Consider the following 15,999-nt stretch of genomic DNA (forward strand, 5'->3'; position numbering starts at 1 on the left):
GGGCGGGCGTCCCGCGCGGGGGGGACTGACCGTGGCGTCCCGACAGTGGCGGACGCCGGACGCGAACTGGCGGGCCGCCGAACGGGCGTACACCGACGAGGTCACCGGCGACGACACCCTCCCCGAGATGTTCGAGGCGAGCGTCGACCGGAACGCCGGCGCGAACGCCCAGTGGTACAAGGGAGGGGTGTACGACCGGTCGCTCGCGGACGTGGCGTTCCCGTCGGCCCCGGACGGCGAGTTCGCGGCGCTCACCTACCGGCGGATGGGCGAGGTTGTCCACCACCTCGCGGCGGGGTTCCGGGAACTGGGCGTCTCGTCCGGGGACCGGGTGGGCCTCTGTGCGGACACCCGGGTGGAGTGGGCGCAGTGTGACTTCGCCCTGCTCGCGGCGGGCGGCGTCGTCTCGACGGTGTACACCGAGTCGCCGCCCGAGCGCGCTCGATATCTCCTCTCGGACCCGGGCGCGACGGGCGTGGTGGTGGAGAACGCCGAGTTGCTCGACCGGGTGCTCGAAGTCGAGGACGACCTCGACCTCTCCTTCGTCGTCGTGATGGACGAGGCGAACGAGGTCGAGGAGTCCGATCGCGACGACGTCGTCTCGCTGCGGGCGGTGTACGAACGGGGCCGGGAGGCGTTCGACCACGACGCGTACGCGTCGTGGCTCGACGAGCGCTCGCCCGGGGACCTCGCGAGTCTCATCTACACCTCGGGGACGACAGGTAAGCCCAAGGGCGTCGAACTCACCCACCGCAACCTCAAGTCGAACGTCGACCAGTTGCGCAGGCGCTTCGGGCCACGTCCCGACAAGCCCGCGGACATGCCCGTCGTGGACAGCGACGGCCGGACGCTCTCCTTCCTCCCGCTGGCGCACGTCTACGAGCGGACGGCGGGACACTTCCTCCCGCTGGCTTCGGGGGCCACGGTCGCCTACGCCGAGTCGACCGACACCGTCGCGGAGGACCTGAAAGCCGTCTCGCCCGACACCGTCACCAGCGTCCCGCGGGTGTACGAGCGCATCTACGACCGGGTGCACGAGGAGGCCAGCGGGTCCGCCGTGAAGGAGCGAGTCGTCGAGTGGGCGCTGGACGTCGCCCGCGAGTTCACCCGCACCGAGGACCCTGGAGTGGGCCTCCGGGCGCGCCACGCCGTCGCGGACCGCCTCGTCTACTCGCAGGTCCGCGAGGACCTCGGCGGCGAGATTCAGGCGTTCATGAGCGGCGGCGGGGCCATCGCCCGCGAACTGACCGAACTGTTCGACGGGATGGCCGTCCCCATCAACCAGGGGTACGGCCTGACGGAGACGTCGCCCGTCGTCGCCGTGAACCCCGCCGAGGACCCCCGACACGGGACGCTCGGCCCGCCCGTCGTCGGCTGCGAGGTGCGACTCGACGAGTCCGTCGTCGGCGAGGAGCGCCGGACGGCGGCCGACGACCCGGTCGGCGAACTGCTCGTGAAGGGACCGAACGTGACGCGGGGGTACTGGAACCGCCCCGACGCGACGGCGGCGGCGTTCACCGACGACGGCTACTTCCGGACCGGCGACATCGTCGAGCGGAGCCCCGACGGCTACCTGACCTACCACGACCGGTTGAAGCAGGTGCTCGTGCTCTCGACGGGGAAGAACGTCGCGCCACAGCCGATAGAGAGCGCCTTCGCCACCAGCGACCGGGTCGAGCAGGTGATGGTCGTCGGCGACGACCGGAAGTTCCTCGGTGCGCTGGTCGTCCCGGACTGGGAGGCCGTCGAGCGGTGGGCCGACCGGGAGGGACTCGACCTCCCCGCGGACCCCGAGGCGCGCTGTGACGACGAGCGAGTCCGGTCGTGGATACGCGAGGAGGTCGACCGCGTCAACGAGGGCCGCCCGAAACACGAGCGCATCGGGGCGTTCGAACTCGTCCCCGTGGAGTGGACGGCCGAGAACGACCTCCTCACGCCCTCGATGAAGACCAAGCGCCGGAACGTCCGCGAGCAGTTCGCCGACCGCATCGACCGCCTCTACGGCGAGGACCGACGCGCCGCACCCGAGGCCGCCACTTAAACCACCGTTCATGTGACGGGCCAGTCCGATGGCCCTCCCGTCCCCACAATCAGTCGTCGGAACCCCACCGCACGCGGGGTCCGGCGACCCACCATGACAGACGACACCGTCACGCGACTCGAGAGCGCACTCGACCAGTCCGACGAGAAACTCGCCGACGACCTGCCCAACCTGCTCGAATCGATGGAGGGGCGGACGGAGGACCTGGTGCGCGAGCACCCCGCGATCTTCGGGCGACTCGTCCGCCGGATGGAGACGATGGACATCGCGGGGTTCGTCGACGACCACCCCGAGGTGGCAGACCAGTTCCAGGAACTGCTCTGGACGGGGATGGAGGTGCTCGTCCGGGAGTCCCCGGAGGTCCAGGAGAGCATCGGGGAGGACATCACCGTCAACTTCCGGGCGACCGACTGCGAGATGGACGGCCACCTCACCGTCGACGGGGACGAACAGGTCATCACGGGCGGTGCGGGGCTGCTCGACGACCCGACGCTCGAAATCGACGGCCCGGCTGACGTCCTCGTCGGCCTCGTCACGGGGAGCGTCGACCCCATCCAGGGCTTCCTCACCCAGCAGTACCAGATGGACGGCCCGGTCCAGAAGGGCACCCGCCTCGCCCCCATCATGAACGACCTCGCCGACAACATCCCCCAGTCCGGGTAATGCGCCTGACCGACGACCAGCGGGCGTTCCGCGACGACCTCAGCGGGTATCTGGAGCGCGAAATCGACCCCGTCGTGGACGAACGCGACGCGAACGGACCGATGAGCCGTGCGGAGTTGCTCGGCTACCTCGACGACCTGCGGGACCTCGGGGTGGGCTTCGACCCCGAGACGGCCCCCGAGTACTTCGGGGACGTGTGGCGCTTCGCCATCGCGAGCGAGGAACTCTCGCGGGTGTGGCCCTCGCTCAACGTCGCCATCCAGATGTCGTTTCCCGCGCTGTTCGTCCGCTTCGCGAGCGAGCACACCCGCGAAGCGCACCTCCCCGCACTCGAAGCCGGCGAGTGTCTGGGCTGTCTCGGCGTCACCGAACCGAGCGGCGGGAGCGACACGGCGCGCCCCCGGACGACCGCCCGACGCGACGGCGACGAGTTCGTCGTCGACGGCGCGAAGACGTGGGTGGGCAACGGCGGCATCGCGGACGTCGCCCTCGTCGTCGCCCACGACGAGGAGTCGGGCGCACAGGACATGTTCCTCCTCGACACCGAGTACGACGGCTTCGAGACGGAGACGCTCTCGAAACTCGGCTGGAAGGGCGTCCCGAACGCCCTGATGGAGTTCGACGGGGTCCGCGTCCCCGCCGAGAACCGCTTCTCGACGATGGTGTCGAACGCCATCCGCGAGGGAAACGACATGGACGACATCGTCCCGTTCCCGCCGAGCGTCACCCAGCTGTTCATGGAGCAGAAACCGCTCAACGCGACGTTCTCGTTCATGCGGACGGGGATGGCGTTCATGGCCGTCGGCATCATGCGGGCGGCCTTCGAGGAGGCGCTCGACTACACCACCGAGCGCGAGACGTTCGGGAGCCCCATCGCGGGCCACCAGCTCGTCCAGCGGAAACTGTACGAGATGAACGCGGGCCTCGAATCGTCGCGCGGACTGGCCCGCAGGGCCGCCGAGGCGCTGGAAGATGGCGACTCCGACGCCCGGCGCCTCTCCTCGCTGGCGAAGGGCTACTGCTGTGAAACCGCCAAGGAGGTGACCGACGAGGCAATCCAGGTGTTCGGCGGCGAGGGCCTGAAGACCGAGAACCGTCTCGAACGCTACTACCGGGACGCCCGTGTGCTGACCATCCCGGACGGCACCACCGAGATTCAGCAACTCGTCGTCGGCAAGGAACTGACCGGCGTGAGCGCCTACGACTGACCCGACTTCCGGACGTGCGGTTTACCTCCCCCGACGTCGTAGTTCGGGCGTGAGCTTCCCGGTCCGCTACACCTGTCCCTACTGCGATGTGGTCGTCACGCTGGCCCGCGAGGGCTACCTCGCGGACAAGTCGGTCACCGAGGACCCCCTGACGGGGTGGGAGTACGTCCCCGCCTACGACTTCACGGACGTGGACGACGGGGAACCGGACGCCGACGGCGTCGAGTTCGTCTGCGGGGCCAGCGAGACCGAGGGCGAGGGCTGTGGGAACACGTTCTACCTGAGCTTCGTCAGGTACGAGGAGGGCCGTGAGGTGCCCGGCGACGCCCCCCTTCGCCCGGAGGACGCGCCGAACTTCGACTTCCGGCGGTGACCCGACCGGTCGGCCCGCGGGACGGGCAGCCACGTCACATTAGTCCGGGCGGCCCGTCGGTCGGGGCATGGGAGACGGAATCCACGTCCAACTCGCCGTCGACGGCGTCGAGACCTGCCCGGCGGCCGCGCTGAGCGAGGAGGTCACCGTCGAGTCGGTGACCACCGCCGCGCGCACGACGGCGGGCGACAGCGTCGGGGAGGCGACGGTACGCGGCCCCGTCGCCGACGAGTCGCTTCCCAACGAGGTCGAACGCGTGTTCGCAGACGGCGACCGGACGGTCTACCGCTTCGAGAGTGACGGCGAGTGCCCGTGTACCCGACTCCCGGCGCGTGGCTGTCCGGTTCGCGAGACGCGCGCCGAGGACGGCACGCTCCGCCTCTCGTTCATCGTCCCGTCGGTGGCGTCGATACGGCCCATCGTCGCCGACCTCCGGGCCTGCTGTGAGTGCGTCCGGGTGCAACGGCTCACCCGGTCGACCGACGGCGACGACCGCAGACTGGTCGTCGTGGACCGCTCGGCGTTCACCGAGCGCCAGTACGAGGTGTTCCGGACCGCCCACGAGATGGGGTACTTCGACCGGCCTCGGGGGGCAACCGCCACCGACGTCGCGGCGGCACTCGACATCGCGGTGGCGACGTTCGGCGAACACCTCGCGACGGCGCAGGCGAAGCTCCTCGACCAGTTTCTCGACGAGGGGACGCCGGACGACGCGCCGCGGGAGGCGTGACCCCACTTATAGACCCACAGGAGCTAGCGACAGGGGGTATGCCGCGCTCGCCCGGAGTCCCACTCGAGAATGGCAGAGTCCATCTACCGAGAGATTGGCGGTCGTGAGGCGGTCGAAGCCGTCGTCGACGACTTCTACGACCGGGTGCTGTCGGACGACGACCTCGTCGGCTACTTCGAGGGGTACGACATGCAGGAACTCCGCGCCCACCAGGTGCAGTTCGTCAGTTCCGTCGCCGGCGGTCCCGCCGACTACTCCGGCCAGGACATGCGCGAGGCGCACGACCACCTCGACATCGCGGAGGCGGACTTCGACGCCGTCGCGACGTACCTCGAAGGGGCACTCCGTGACAACGGCGTCGGGGAGGAGAACGTCGATGCCATCATGACGGAGGTGGCCGCGCTGAAGGCCCCCGTCCTCGACCGGTAGGGCTACTCCGCTCGCTCGCCGGGGTCCTGCTGTGGGACCTGGTCGGTCGCGTCGGCGTCGCCGTCGTGCCCGACGAGGCCGCTGTTCCCCGCCGAGAGCCCCATCGACCGGAGGCGTTCCGGGGAGAGTTCCCGGGCCGACTGGTCGCCGTTGACGGTCACCCCGCTGGTGACGATGGACTGGACGCCCTCCTCGACGGTCATGTCGATGTCGACGACCCGGGAGCGGTCGACGTGGAGGACGTACCCACCCATCACCGGGTTCGGGGCCATCGGCATGAACAGCGTCACCATGTCCGGGTGACCCGCCGCCTGTTCGACGTTGCTCGGCGTGTCGGCCGTGACGAACGCGATGGTATACGACCCCTTGGTGGGGAACTCGACGAGTTTCACGTCCTGAAAGCTGTCCACGTCGCTCTCGACGACCACCTCGCTCATCTGGCGGAACCCGGAGTAGATGGAACCGACGGCGGGGATGCGCTCCATCCCCTCGTGGAACACGTCGGCGAACCTGCCGTTCGTGGGTTCGGTGTTGGCGACGACGCCGACGACCAGCGTCGCCCCGAACACCACGACGATGGCGGCAACCTTCACGAACGCCCGGTCGACCTGCGTGTCGGCCTTGACAAACCCGAGCGACGTCGCGAGGACGTTCACCATCGGGTCCATCGTCTTCGAGACGAAGTTGACGATGGCCGCGAGGACGACCACCGTCACCAGAATCGGGATGACCAGCGCCGCGCCCGTGACCATCCAGTCCCGGACGCGCTGGCGCATCCCCTTCCGTAACTCCACAGTCCCGACATCACCGTCGTCCAGCCCCATGTACGTCGTATTCCAGTGCACAGACTAAAAGTCGTAGGGCCTGCAATCGGGGTTCCACACCCCGGTGGAATTATATTCGAGCGACGGAATACGTATCCTAGTGAGCGTCAACGTCGAGTCCCGCGTCGTCGCCCCCGGCCACGACGCCTACGTGGACGAAGCCTGGGACCTGAAAGAGCGCATTCGCACGGGGGAGGGGGTCCTCAAGCAGCGACGCGGGTTCTTCACCGACGCCTACCGCCGCTCGACGGTCTACTGCTACGTCTGCGAGGACGAACTGGTCGCGTTCGCCGCCACCCGTCGCGACGGCTACATCCTCTTTCTCGCCGTCACCCCCGAGTACCGCGGCAGCGGCTACGGGAAACGCCTCGTGGCCACCGTCGCCGACAACCACTCCTCGGTGACCTGCCACGCCCGGACCACGAACCACAACGCCCTCGACTTCTACGAACACCTCGGCTTCGAGGTCAAGCGCCGCGTCAACGGCTACTACGAGGACGGCGGCGACGCCTACTACCTCAGCCTCGGCGAGGCCGGCTTCCGCGACAAGCTCTCGCGGTTCATGGGCTTCTAGAACGCACCGTTTTCCTCGTCGGGAGTTGAGCGCGAGCCCCTCGGTTTCGAGCGCACCCGAGAGGCTCTTGAAGACGTAGTCGGGCCGGGCGTACCCCTCGGCGTCCGCGAGTGCGACGGTGTGCATCTCGAGGAGGGACGCCGCTGGCGCCGATGAGGGTGCCGAGGGTCAGAACAGGCCGCGGAGCGACGCGGCGAGGTCGGCGAAGAAGTGCTCGATGCCGCCCGTGTCCGCCGTCGGGTCGGTGCCGATGTCGTCCTCGTGGGCGTCGTCGTACCCGTCGCCGTCGGTGTCAGTCACGGCGAGGTCCGTGTCGAGGCCGTCCTCGATGCCGTCCGGGAGGCCGTCGCCGTCCGTGTCCACGCGCAGTGGGTCGCTCCCCCGCGTGGTCTCGTTACCGTCCGAGAGGCCGTCACCGTCCGTGTCGTCCGCCAGCGGGTCCGTCGGACCGTCGCGCTCGGTACCGTCGTCGAGGCCGTCGCCGTCCGTGTCCGTCTCCGTCGGGTCAGTGCCGACGTCCACCTCGCGGCCGTCGTCGAGGCCGTCGCCGTCCGTGTCCACGCGCAGTGGGTCGCTCCCGATGTCGACCTCCTCGCCGTCGGGCAGGCCGTCGCCGTCCGTGTCCGCGACGACGGGGTCCGTCCCGCGGTCGAGTTCCGCTCCGTCGTCCAGACCGTCACCGTCCGTGTCCGCGCGGGTCGTACTGGTCGGGCCGGCGGACTCCGCGGCGTCGTCGAGGCCGTCGTCGTCCGTGTCCGCCGCGGTCGGGTCGGTGCCGACGTCCGCCTCGAACGCGTCGTCCAGACCGTCGCCGTCCGTGTCGGTCTTCCTTGGGTTGCTCCCCCGGTCGACCTCGTCGCCGTCCGGGAGGCCGTCACCGTCCGTGTCCGGCGTGAGCGGGTCCAGTTCCATCCGGACTTCGCTCCCGTCGTTCAGCCCGTCGCCGTCCGTATCGTTCGAGGTGGGGTCGGTCCCGCGGTCGTACTCGTCGCGGTCGGTGAGCGTGTCGTCGTCCGTGTCGCCGACGAGCGGGTCGCTCCCGATCTCGACCTCGGTGCCGTCGCTCAGGTCGTCGCCGTCCGTGTCGGGCGTCAGTGCGTCGGTCCCGAGGGCGCGCTCCTCGGTGTCGGGGAGGCCGTCGCTGTCGCTGTCCGCGACGACGGTCGAGGTGAACAGCGAGCGGTCGTCGGGGACGGGCGGGGCGTCGCTCCCGTCGACGTACCGGTCCAGCCACGGGCCGAAGGAGTCCCCGCCCACGTCGACGACGATGCCGCGGAAGGCGTCGTAGGTGAGCACCTCGTCGTGGGTGTTCATCCGGTAGAAGACGTCCTGGAAGGAGGCCTCGCCCCCGGTCTCCTCGCGGAGGCGGGCGTCGAGCGCCGCGACGACGCGACGACCCTTGGTGTACTTCGTGTGCCAGTCCGCCCACGTGTCCGGGTCGGTGAGCGTCGCGCCCGCGTCCCGGTCGGTCGTCACGCGTCGGTGGAACTCCGCGTACGAGATGTCACCGTTGTGGAGGCCGATGAGGTACTCGTAGTAGTCGGCGCTCCCCTCGACGACCCAGCCCATCTCGCCGGTGTGGGCGAACGCCTGGCGCGTGTGGACGTACTCGTGGACGGTGACCAGTTTCCAGACGCCGGCCTCGACGGTGACGTCGTGTTCGCCGCCGGTCGGGTTCCCGCTCGCCCAGCCCGCGTACCGGGGGATGGAGGGGACGTAGAAGAGGTTCACCCGGTCGTCGCGGGCTCCGACGGCCAGCCCCTCGTTGGCGGCGTGCAGGACGTCGAACAGTTCGTCGGTCCCGTGTCGCATACCGGCCTCGTCCGAGACGACGACGCGGAACTCCTGGTCGGTCGACCGGTCGCTCGTCTCGGTGGTCTCCCCGAGCAGTGCCATCGTCGACCCGACGGTCCCGGACTGGTTCGGGCCGAGCGCTACCTGTGCGTCGTAGTCGGGGGCGCTCCCCCAGTAAGACCAGCTGAGGTAGCCGCTGACGTCCCAGCGGTCGACGAGCATCCAGTCGGGGCCGGAGGGGACGTCCGGGTCGCTCCCCAGGTCGACGACGTACGTGATGGACGACGGCGACCCGCCGGACCACTCGTAGGTCCCCTCGCCCGTGCGCCCGAACCCGTCGGTCGACTCGACCCGGACGCCGTCCGGGAGGTCCGCGGTCAGGCTGGCGAGGTTCGACGGGGTCCGGACGACCATGCGGACGCGGACCGCCCCGCCGTCGACCCGCGTGACCTCGTACCGGGCCGCGATTGTCCCGCCGCTCGTCCCGACAGGGGCGAGCGAGGCCGTCTCTGGCGCGGCCGTGCTGAAGCCACTAGCTGTCGACGCGTTCGAGAGCGGGGAGGCCGCCGGGGCAGCGCCGGACGCCGCCACCGGGACGGCCGCCCCGCTGGTCACGAGGAGGAGTACGAGGAGATACGTGGCCGCCGAACGAATCATTGGTCTATCGTATAATCACAGATTCCTGAATGTTTCGGCTATGAACCCGACGCCTTCATACCGCCTCGCCCGGACGGATTGATAGATGGACCAGCGGACGCGCGAGTACCTCCGGGGACGCTTCGGCGACCACTACCGGCGGGGCTCGGTCGACCTGCCGCCCGCCGCCGACGAACGCGAGTGGGGGCACATCCCCTTCACGGCGGGCGAGGGGACGACGATGGTCCGCCACCAGTCGCACCTCGACATCGGGGCGCTCGACGCCTTCCTCGCCAGCGAGCGCCCCCGCCACGTCTACTTCTCCGCGGGCCGGTACGCCGACCCGAGCGCCGGGTCGATGGACGAGAAGGGCTGGCGCGAGTCGGACCTCGTCTTCGACCTCGACGCCGACCATCTGCCGGGGGTCGACCCGGAGGCCGACTCCTACGCGTCGATGCTCGCGACGTGCAAGGACGCCCTCTACGCCCTGCTGGACTTCCTCGAGGACGACTTCGCCTTCGAGGACCTCACCGTCGTCTTCTCGGGCGGACGGGGCTACCACGTCCACGTCCGCGACGAGTCGATACGGGGGCTGGGTCGCGACCAGCGCCGCGAAATCGTCGACTACGTGCGCGGCATCGGCCTGGACGACGTGACCCAACTCACCCGCACCGAGACGGTGTCGGGGATGGGCCTGAAGAACCCCGTCGAGAAGCGCACCCTCCACACCGACGGCGGGTGGGGCCGGCGGGTCCACCGCCGACTGCTCGCCGTCGCCGACGAGGTGCGCGAACTGGACGAGGACGAGGGGGTCGCCCGCCTCCGCGAGTACGACGGCATCGGCGAGAAGGGCGCGACGACGCTCCAGAAGGCGATGACGGACAACTACGACGCGCTGCGAGCGGGCAACCTCGAAGCCGCGGGGCAGTACACCCGGAAGCTCGCGGGGCTGCTGTTCGAGGACGCCATCGCCGAGGAGGGCGCGCCCATCGACGAGCCCGTGACGACGGACATCAACCGGCTCATCCGCCTACCCGGGAGCCTCCACGGAGGGAGCGGCCTCGCGGTGCGCCACATCGAGCGCGACGAACTGGACGACTTCGACCCGCTGGTCGACGCCGTCCCCGAGACGTTCCGCGGGCACGACATCACCGTCGAGACGGACGCGGCGCGGGTGGTCGAACTCGACGGGGAAACGTATAATATCTCGGAGGGAATCAACACCGTGAAGGAGAGCGTGGGCGTCTTCCTGATGGCACGCGGTCACGCGCGGAAGTCCACCGAAGCGGAGTAACCAGTGTACCACACCCAATGAACCTCGACGAACTCCAATCGGTCCAGAGCCGGGAGCGACAGACCGACAGCCTCCAGCAACTCCGCGAGTCGTTCTACGAGGAGGCCGGCCGCTTCATCGCTCAGCTCCGCGAGGAGCGCGAGCGGGCCGCGGAGGCCGCCGAGGACCCCTTCGACGCCCCCGAGGTGCGGCGGCTCACCGACGACATCAAGACCGCAGAGCGCACCGTCGAGGCCATCTACGAGCGCCGTATCGGCAAGCTCGTCAAACAGGCGAGCCTCGACGCCGCGGGCATGGCCGCCGACGCGTCGGGACTCACCACCGAGGAACTGGACGTGTTCGAGCGACTGGTCGACACCATCGAGGCCAACCGCGCGCACGTCCTCGACGAAGTCGTCGCGGGCGACCCCACCGAATCGACGGACCGGTCGTCGGAGGGGACGGCGACGGAGGCGGACGACACCTCGCCGGTCGACTCCGTGGAGGGCGACCCCTCGCGGAAGGCCGGGCGGCCCCCCGAGACGCCGAGCGACGCGAGCGACGTCGGAGCCGACGCCGGGGCGGACCCCTCGGACGAACCGACCACTGAGAGCGTCAGCGCGGCGGACGTGATGGGTGGCGACGTGCCGAGCGACCCCACGGGGTCGGAGGAAGGCACCGACCCGTCCCCCGCCGAGGTACCGCCGGATGCGGGGGCCGACCCGACGGGGCAGGCGGCCCGCGACAGCGAGAGCCGGCAGGTGCCCCCGGACACGCCGTCGGAGACGGACGCCGCACGCGCGCCCACCGCCGCGCCGGAGACGCCCGACGACGGACGGACGCCCGACGTGGAGGGCGATTCGGACGAACCCGACCAACGGGACGCCGTCGAACGGACGACGGTTCGCATCACGCAGGACGTCGGCGAGATTCTCGGCATCGACGAGCGCTCCTACACCCTCGCGAGCGAGGACGTGGTGACGCTCCCGAGCGCCAACGCCGAACCTCTCCTCCAGCGGAACGCCGCCGAACGGCTGGACTGAGCGGCGGACTTCCGCTGGATAGCCCGGGCGCCGCTTTCCGAGCCACCTATTCGACGTATCGGGCGGGACGCGAGAGACCGAACTCGCCGGCCGACTCCGCCACGACACCCTTCTTCGTGTAGATGTCGGGTTTGTAGCACAGTTTGTGGGTCACCCGGTGTTCGTCCCGGAGGTGGTCCCGTACTCGACCGACGTCGTCCCTGTCGAAGTAGTTGGGCGTATAGACCGTCAGAACGTAGTCGTCGTACACCGAGAGCGCCTCGTACCCGAACCCGGTCATCGCTTTCACCGCCCAGATGGTGCCGGCTTCGGCGTCGGCGACGAGTTTGGGCCACAGTTCGTCGACTCGTTCCGCGGACCCGGTGACCTGCCACTTGCCGATGGTGAGTTCCCTGTCGAGTGCCTCCCGGTCGAGTTCCCGGACGGCCTCGGTCTCCGCCGGCGGGAGGTCCTCGGCCGTGAGTTCCTCTGCTGGCGTGACGTCGTGTTCGGCGAAGTACGCCTCGCCTCCAACCGTCGACGAATCGCTGACGTCACGACTCCGGAGCCAGTACTCCCCCTCTTCGGTGATTTCGAGCGGTGATCGCATCTCCGGTCGACGCTCTCGCGGGCGAAACGACAACCTTCGCCAGACGGGGCGAAAGTGAAACTGTAGTTGCCGTCGTCGGACCCTCCTCCCGGCCCCTCGAATGGCGAGCGACTCTCAACGCGTGTCCAACAGTGGCTCGAACGAATCGCGGACTATCAGAATCCCGCGGGCCGATACTCGGTCGGGACGACCCGAAGGGATCGATCGTCCGATACCAGCGTCCGACAGGTTCGATAGGGAGTCAGCGTCCGCGCGAACGAGCGAAGCGAGTGAGTGCGGTTCACCGGTTCCGAGCGTAAGCGAGGAACCGGCCCTTTTTCGTGGAGGGTTTTGCGCCGAGCGGTGGCGGCGAAGCCGCCACCCGAGGCGTAAAACGGTCCTATTGGAAGGTCCGACTGACCTGTTCGCGGTCCTCGGGGCTCTCGCCGCGGTTGAACCGTTCCTCGATTTCGGCGTAGCGCTGGCGGGTCTCCTCGGTGACGCTCGCCTGCACTTCGTCCAGCGCCTCCTCGAAGTGGTCCATCGTGATGCGGACGTTGCCGACGGTGCCCTCGATGTCGTCGTCGTCGACCGACCGGATGAACTCGCGGGTGGCGACGAGTGCCGCCTCGCGGCAGACGGCCTCGATGTCCGCGCCGACGTAGCCCTCCGTTCGCCGCGCGAGCTGATCGAGGTCGATGCCGTCTGCGAGGGGTTTGTTGCGCGTGTGAACCTCGAAGATCTTCTTGCGCGCGTCCTCGTCGGGAACGGGCACGTGGACGTGCCGGTCGAGTCGCCCGGGGCGCAGGAGCGCCGAGTCGATGAGGTCCGGTCGGTTCGTCGCCGCGACGATGACCACGTCCTCCAACTCTTCGAGGCCGTCGAGTTCCGTCAGGAGTTGTGAGACGACGCGTTCGCCGACGCCCGAGTCGCTCATGTTGCGGCCGCGCTGGCCCGCGATGGAGTCGATCTCGTCGAAGAACACCACCGTGGGGGCGTTCGCGCGGGCCTTCTCGAAGACGTCGCGGACGCCCTTCTCCGACTCGCCGACGAACTTGTTCAGCAGTTCGGGCCCTTTGATGGAGATGAAGTTCGAGTTCGCCTCGTTGGCCACCGCTTTGGCGAGCAGCGTCTTCCCCGTCCCCGGCGGGCCGTAGAGGAGGACGCCCTTCGCGGCCTCCATGTCCATGGCCTCGAAGACCTCGGGGTAGTCGAGCGGCCACTGGATGGTCTCGCGGAGGCGCTCTTTGGTGTCTCCGAGTCCGCCGACGTCCTCCCACGTCACGTCCGGGACCTCCACGAACACCTCGCGGAGCGCACTGGGCGTGATGCCCTTCAGCGCGTTGCGGAAGTCCTCCTCGGTGACCCGCAGCGAGTCGAGCACCTCGGCGTCGATCTCGTCCTGTTCGAGGTCGATCTCGGGGCGGATGCGCCGGAGCGCGTTCATCGCGCTCTCCTTGGCGAGCGACTCGAGGTCGGCCCCGACGAACCCGTGGGTGTTCTCGGCGTACATGTCGAGGTCCACGTCGTCGGTCAGGGGCATCCCGCGCGTGTGGACCTGCAGGACTTCCTTGCGGCCGTCCTTGTCGGGGACGCCGATCTCGATCTCGCGGTCGAAGCGCCCGCCGCGGCGCAGCGCCGGGTCGAGGGCGTCGAGGCGGTTGGTCGCGCCGATGACCGTGACCTGCCCGCGCTCTTCGAGGCCGTCCATCAGCGAGAGGAGCTGGGCGACGACGCGGCGTTCCACGTCACCGCTCGTCTCGCCGCGCTTGGGCGCGATGGAGTCGATCTCGTCGATGAAGACGATGGCGGGGGCGTTGTCGGCTGCCTCCTCGAAGATCTCGCGGAGCTGTTCTTCGGACTCCCCGTAGTACTTCGACATGATCTCCGGCCCGGAGATGTCCGTGAAGTAGGCGTCTATCTCGTTGGCGACGGCCTTCGCCATCAGCGTCTTGCCGGTGCCGGGCGGGCCGTGGAGCAGGACGCCCTTCGGCGGTTCGATGCCCAGCTGGCGGAACAGCTCCGGGTGGCGCATCGGGAGTTCGATCATCTCCCGGACCTGCTCGAGTTCGTCGTCGAGGCCGCCGATGTCCTCGTAGGTGATGGAGGGGCCGCCCTCCGCACCGCCCACGGTCCGGCCCGCGGCGATCTGCTCGGCGGGCTTCTCGCTGACGTGAACCTCCGTCGTGTCGGTGACGACGACGGTCCCCTTGGGTTCGGTCTCCGCGACCTTCAGGGGGATGCGCTGGCCCGACATGCTCGACAGGGGGCCGAGGCCGAGCGAGAAGGGGACCGTCTGGCCCTTCGTGACGGCCTGCCCGCTGAGTTTGTCGCGGATGTGGCCGCCGATGTTGCCCCGGATGCGCAGGCTCTGGGGGAGGGCGACGGTGACGCTCTTCGCGGGTTTCACGTCGGCCTTCTCGACTTCGACGCGGTCGTCGATGCCGACGCCGGCCTCCTGCCGGAGGCGGCCGTCGATGCGGATGACTTCCTCACCCTCGTCCTCCGGGTAGCCCGGCCAGACGCGCGCGACGGCACGTCCGTCGCCGCCGCTGATGAGGATGTAGTCACCGTTCTCCAGGTCGAGGTCGGCCATCGCGCCGCGCGCGATGGCGGCGAGGCCGCGGCCCGCGTCCTTCTGCTTGAGTGGTTTGACGGTGAGCTTCATTGTCGTACTTCGACGGTGACGACGCCGTTTTTGATAAACGCTTCCGCGTCACCCTCGGGAACCTCGAACTCGTACTGCTGGTCGCCGACCACGAGCATGACCGTCCCGTCGACGACGTCCACGTGCGCGTCGCTCGCCGACCCGAGGTCGATGGCGAACACCACCGTGTCGTCGTAGTCGTACCGGGAGATCGGCCCATCGCTCTCGACGAACCGCTGCTGACTGCTCATATACTAACCCCATGTTAGTCCGCTTAGAATATAAACCTTCGCCACGCAAACCGCACGACTGCGGTGGGCCGGCCGAATTTCGGTCGAAATGCAGTTCCGGCGTGCGGTTCCCTCCCGCGACGGGGTGCGACCCGTCCGCGCGTTTAAGTCGGTCGTGGCCGCAGACCGGGCATGGAGACGGTGTCACACCACGGGCGGACGACGGCGTACCGGCGGACCGACTTCGGCGACGGCGACCCGGTGGTGTACGTCCACGGTAGCGGCGGGATCCACGAGATATGGGTCCACCAGTACGGGAATCGGGGGGACCGGCCCGCTGTCGCCCTCGACCTGAGCGGCCACGGCGAGAGCGACGACGTCGACACCCCCGCCGGGCCGGAGACCCTCGACGCGTACGCCGAGGACGTCGTCGCCGTCGCCCGCGAGACGGGCGCGACGGCTCTCGTCGGTAACTCGCTCGGGGGAGCGGTGATTCAGCACGTCGCCCTCGAACGCGACTTCGACGCCGAGGCCCTCGTCCTCTGTGGCACGGGCGCGAAACTCGGCGTCCACGACGAGTTGAAACGCCGACTCGCGGACGACTTCGACGCCGCCATCGAGATGGTCCACGGCGACGACATGCTCTTTCACGACGCCGGCCCGCAGGCCGTCGCGGACTCGAAGGAGACGATGCGCGCTGTCGGGCGCGAGGTGACCGAGCGGGACTTCCTGACCTGTGACGCCTTCGACGTGCGCGACCGAGTGGGCGACATCGACACCCCCTCGCTCGCCATCACGGGCGAACACGACCGGCTGACGCCCGTGAAGTACCACGAGTACCTCGCCGAGCACCTCCCGGACTGCGAACTCGCCGTCGTCGAGGGCGCCGCACACCTCTCGATGCTCGAACGGGGCGAGTCGTGGAACGAGGCCGTCGACGGATTCCTCGCCGGGCTGGAGTGAGGG

The 15,999-nt window shown here is 69.1% G+C and carries 15 protein-coding genes; 10 read left to right on the forward strand and 5 right to left on the reverse strand.

Annotated elements, in window-relative coordinates:
- Positions 1 to 31: 31 nt before the first annotated feature.
- The 6 genes from NKG96_RS11905 to NKG96_RS11930 all read left to right on the forward strand — a co-directional run bounded on the left by NKG96_RS11905 (position 32) and on the right by NKG96_RS11930 (position 5,444).
- On the forward strand, positions 32 to 2,041 hold the full coding sequence (locus NKG96_RS11905) for an AMP-dependent synthetase/ligase (RefSeq protein ID WP_254535169.1): 2,010 nt from the start codon (positions 32 to 34) through the stop codon (positions 2,039 to 2,041).
- A 93-nt stretch (positions 2,042 to 2,134) separates the two neighbouring features.
- Entirely contained in the window at positions 2,135 to 2,704 is a 570-nt protein-coding gene (locus tag NKG96_RS11910; protein ID WP_254535170.1) for an SCP2 sterol-binding domain-containing protein, read from the forward strand.
- On the forward strand, positions 2,704 to 3,912 hold the full coding sequence (locus tag NKG96_RS11915; RefSeq protein ID WP_254535171.1) for an acyl-CoA dehydrogenase family protein: 1,209 nt from the start codon (positions 2,704 to 2,706) through the stop codon (positions 3,910 to 3,912). The genes NKG96_RS11910 and NKG96_RS11915 overlap by 1 nt, the downstream gene beginning before the upstream one ends.
- A gap of 49 nt (positions 3,913 to 3,961) precedes the next feature.
- The gene (locus tag NKG96_RS11920; RefSeq protein ID WP_254535172.1) at positions 3,962 to 4,285 is read left to right on the forward strand and encodes a DUF7969 family protein; all 324 of its coding nucleotides are present in this window, start codon (positions 3,962 to 3,964) and stop codon (positions 4,283 to 4,285) included.
- A gap of 67 nt (positions 4,286 to 4,352) precedes the next feature.
- Positions 4,353 to 5,015 carry a helix-turn-helix domain-containing protein gene (locus NKG96_RS11925; RefSeq protein ID WP_254535173.1) on the forward strand — a complete coding sequence of 221 codons (663 nt, stop codon included), beginning with the start codon at positions 4,353 to 4,355 and terminating at the stop codon, positions 5,013 to 5,015.
- Between the two features lie 69 nt (positions 5,016 to 5,084).
- Positions 5,085 to 5,444 carry a group I truncated hemoglobin gene (locus NKG96_RS11930; RefSeq protein ID WP_254535174.1) on the forward strand — a complete coding sequence of 120 codons (360 nt, stop codon included), beginning with the start codon at positions 5,085 to 5,087 and terminating at the stop codon, positions 5,442 to 5,444.
- A gap of 2 nt (positions 5,445 to 5,446) precedes the next feature.
- On the opposite strand, the gene NKG96_RS11935 is transcribed toward NKG96_RS11930, so the two are convergent.
- Entirely contained in the window at positions 5,447 to 6,268 is an 822-nt protein-coding gene (locus NKG96_RS11935) for a DUF502 domain-containing protein (protein ID WP_254535175.1), read from the reverse strand.
- A 100-nt stretch (positions 6,269 to 6,368) separates the two neighbouring features.
- Here NKG96_RS11935 and NKG96_RS11940 point away from each other — a divergent pair, with 100 nt between their 5' ends.
- On the forward strand, positions 6,369 to 6,842 hold the full coding sequence (locus NKG96_RS11940; RefSeq protein WP_254535176.1) for a GNAT family N-acetyltransferase: 474 nt from the start codon (positions 6,369 to 6,371) through the stop codon (positions 6,840 to 6,842).
- Positions 6,843 to 7,010: 168 nt separating this feature from the next.
- Here the strand turns inward: NKG96_RS11940 and NKG96_RS11945 are convergent, their stop codons facing one another.
- A complete protein-coding gene (locus tag NKG96_RS11945; RefSeq protein WP_254535177.1) occupies positions 7,011 to 9,293 on the reverse strand; it encodes a hypothetical protein in 2,283 nt (760 codons plus the stop codon).
- An 85-nt stretch (positions 9,294 to 9,378) separates the two neighbouring features.
- On the opposite strand from NKG96_RS11945, the gene priS reads away from it, so the two are divergent.
- Positions 9,379 to 10,566, forward strand: a complete 1,188-nt coding sequence (gene priS, locus NKG96_RS11950) for a DNA primase small subunit PriS (protein ID WP_254535178.1) — start codon at positions 9,379 to 9,381, stop codon at positions 10,564 to 10,566.
- A 17-nt stretch (positions 10,567 to 10,583) separates the two neighbouring features.
- Positions 10,584 to 11,588, forward strand: a complete 1,005-nt coding sequence (locus NKG96_RS11955) for a DNA replication complex subunit Gins51 (RefSeq protein ID WP_254535179.1) — start codon at positions 10,584 to 10,586, stop codon at positions 11,586 to 11,588.
- 46 nt (positions 11,589 to 11,634) lie between these two features.
- Here NKG96_RS11955 and NKG96_RS11960 read toward each other — a convergent pair whose 3' ends face one another.
- From NKG96_RS11960 to NKG96_RS11970, 3 genes are all read right to left on the reverse strand, one after another.
- Complete coding sequence (locus NKG96_RS11960) at positions 11,635 to 12,177, reverse strand: putative phosphothreonine lyase domain-containing protein (RefSeq protein WP_254535180.1); 543 nt, start codon at positions 12,175 to 12,177, stop codon at positions 11,635 to 11,637.
- A 379-nt stretch (positions 12,178 to 12,556) separates the two neighbouring features.
- Positions 12,557 to 14,824 carry a CDC48 family AAA ATPase gene (locus tag NKG96_RS11965; protein WP_254535181.1) on the reverse strand — a complete coding sequence of 756 codons (2,268 nt, stop codon included), beginning with the start codon at positions 14,822 to 14,824 and terminating at the stop codon, positions 12,557 to 12,559.
- Entirely contained in the window at positions 14,821 to 15,054 is a 234-nt protein-coding gene (locus tag NKG96_RS11970; protein ID WP_254535182.1) for a DUF7127 family protein, read from the reverse strand. Before NKG96_RS11970 ends, NKG96_RS11965 begins: the two co-directional genes overlap by 4 nt.
- A gap of 171 nt (positions 15,055 to 15,225) precedes the next feature.
- Between NKG96_RS11970 and NKG96_RS11975 the strand changes: the two genes are divergently transcribed.
- Positions 15,226 to 15,996, forward strand: a complete 771-nt coding sequence (locus NKG96_RS11975; protein WP_254535183.1) for an alpha/beta fold hydrolase — start codon at positions 15,226 to 15,228, stop codon at positions 15,994 to 15,996.
- Positions 15,997 to 15,999 lie beyond the last annotated feature (3 nt).

This window comes from Halomarina litorea, assembly GCF_024227715.1.
Lineage (GTDB): Archaea > Halobacteriota > Halobacteria > Halobacteriales > Haloarculaceae > Halomarina > Halomarina litorea.

Excerpts from the sequence above, each read along its gene's own strand:
- NKG96_RS11945 (WP_254535177.1), bottom strand. The coding sequence starts at position 9,293 with ATGATTCGTTCGGCGGCCACGTATCTCCTCGTACTCCTCCTCGTGACC.
- NKG96_RS11935 (WP_254535175.1), bottom strand. The coding sequence starts at position 6,268 with ATGGGGCTGGACGACGGTGATGTCGGGACTGTGGAGTTACGGAAGGGG.
- NKG96_RS11915 (WP_254535171.1), top strand. The coding sequence starts at position 2,704 with ATGCGCCTGACCGACGACCAGCGGGCGTTCCGCGACGACCTCAGCGGG.
- NKG96_RS11955 (WP_254535179.1), top strand. The coding sequence starts at position 10,584 with ATGAACCTCGACGAACTCCAATCGGTCCAGAGCCGGGAGCGACAGACC.
- NKG96_RS11930 (WP_254535174.1), top strand. The coding sequence starts at position 5,085 with ATGGCAGAGTCCATCTACCGAGAGATTGGCGGTCGTGAGGCGGTCGAA.
- NKG96_RS11960 (WP_254535180.1), bottom strand. The coding sequence starts at position 12,177 with ATGCGATCACCGCTCGAAATCACCGAAGAGGGGGAGTACTGGCTCCGG.
- NKG96_RS11975 (WP_254535183.1), top strand. The coding sequence starts at position 15,226 with ATGGAGACGGTGTCACACCACGGGCGGACGACGGCGTACCGGCGGACC.
- NKG96_RS11925 (WP_254535173.1), top strand. The coding sequence starts at position 4,353 with ATGGGAGACGGAATCCACGTCCAACTCGCCGTCGACGGCGTCGAGACC.
- NKG96_RS11910 (WP_254535170.1), top strand. The coding sequence starts at position 2,135 with ATGACAGACGACACCGTCACGCGACTCGAGAGCGCACTCGACCAGTCC.
- priS (WP_254535178.1), top strand. The coding sequence starts at position 9,379 with ATGGACCAGCGGACGCGCGAGTACCTCCGGGGACGCTTCGGCGACCAC.
- NKG96_RS11965 (WP_254535181.1), bottom strand. The coding sequence starts at position 14,824 with ATGAAGCTCACCGTCAAACCACTCAAGCAGAAGGACGCGGGCCGCGGC.
- NKG96_RS11970 (WP_254535182.1), bottom strand. The coding sequence starts at position 15,054 with ATGAGCAGTCAGCAGCGGTTCGTCGAGAGCGATGGGCCGATCTCCCGG.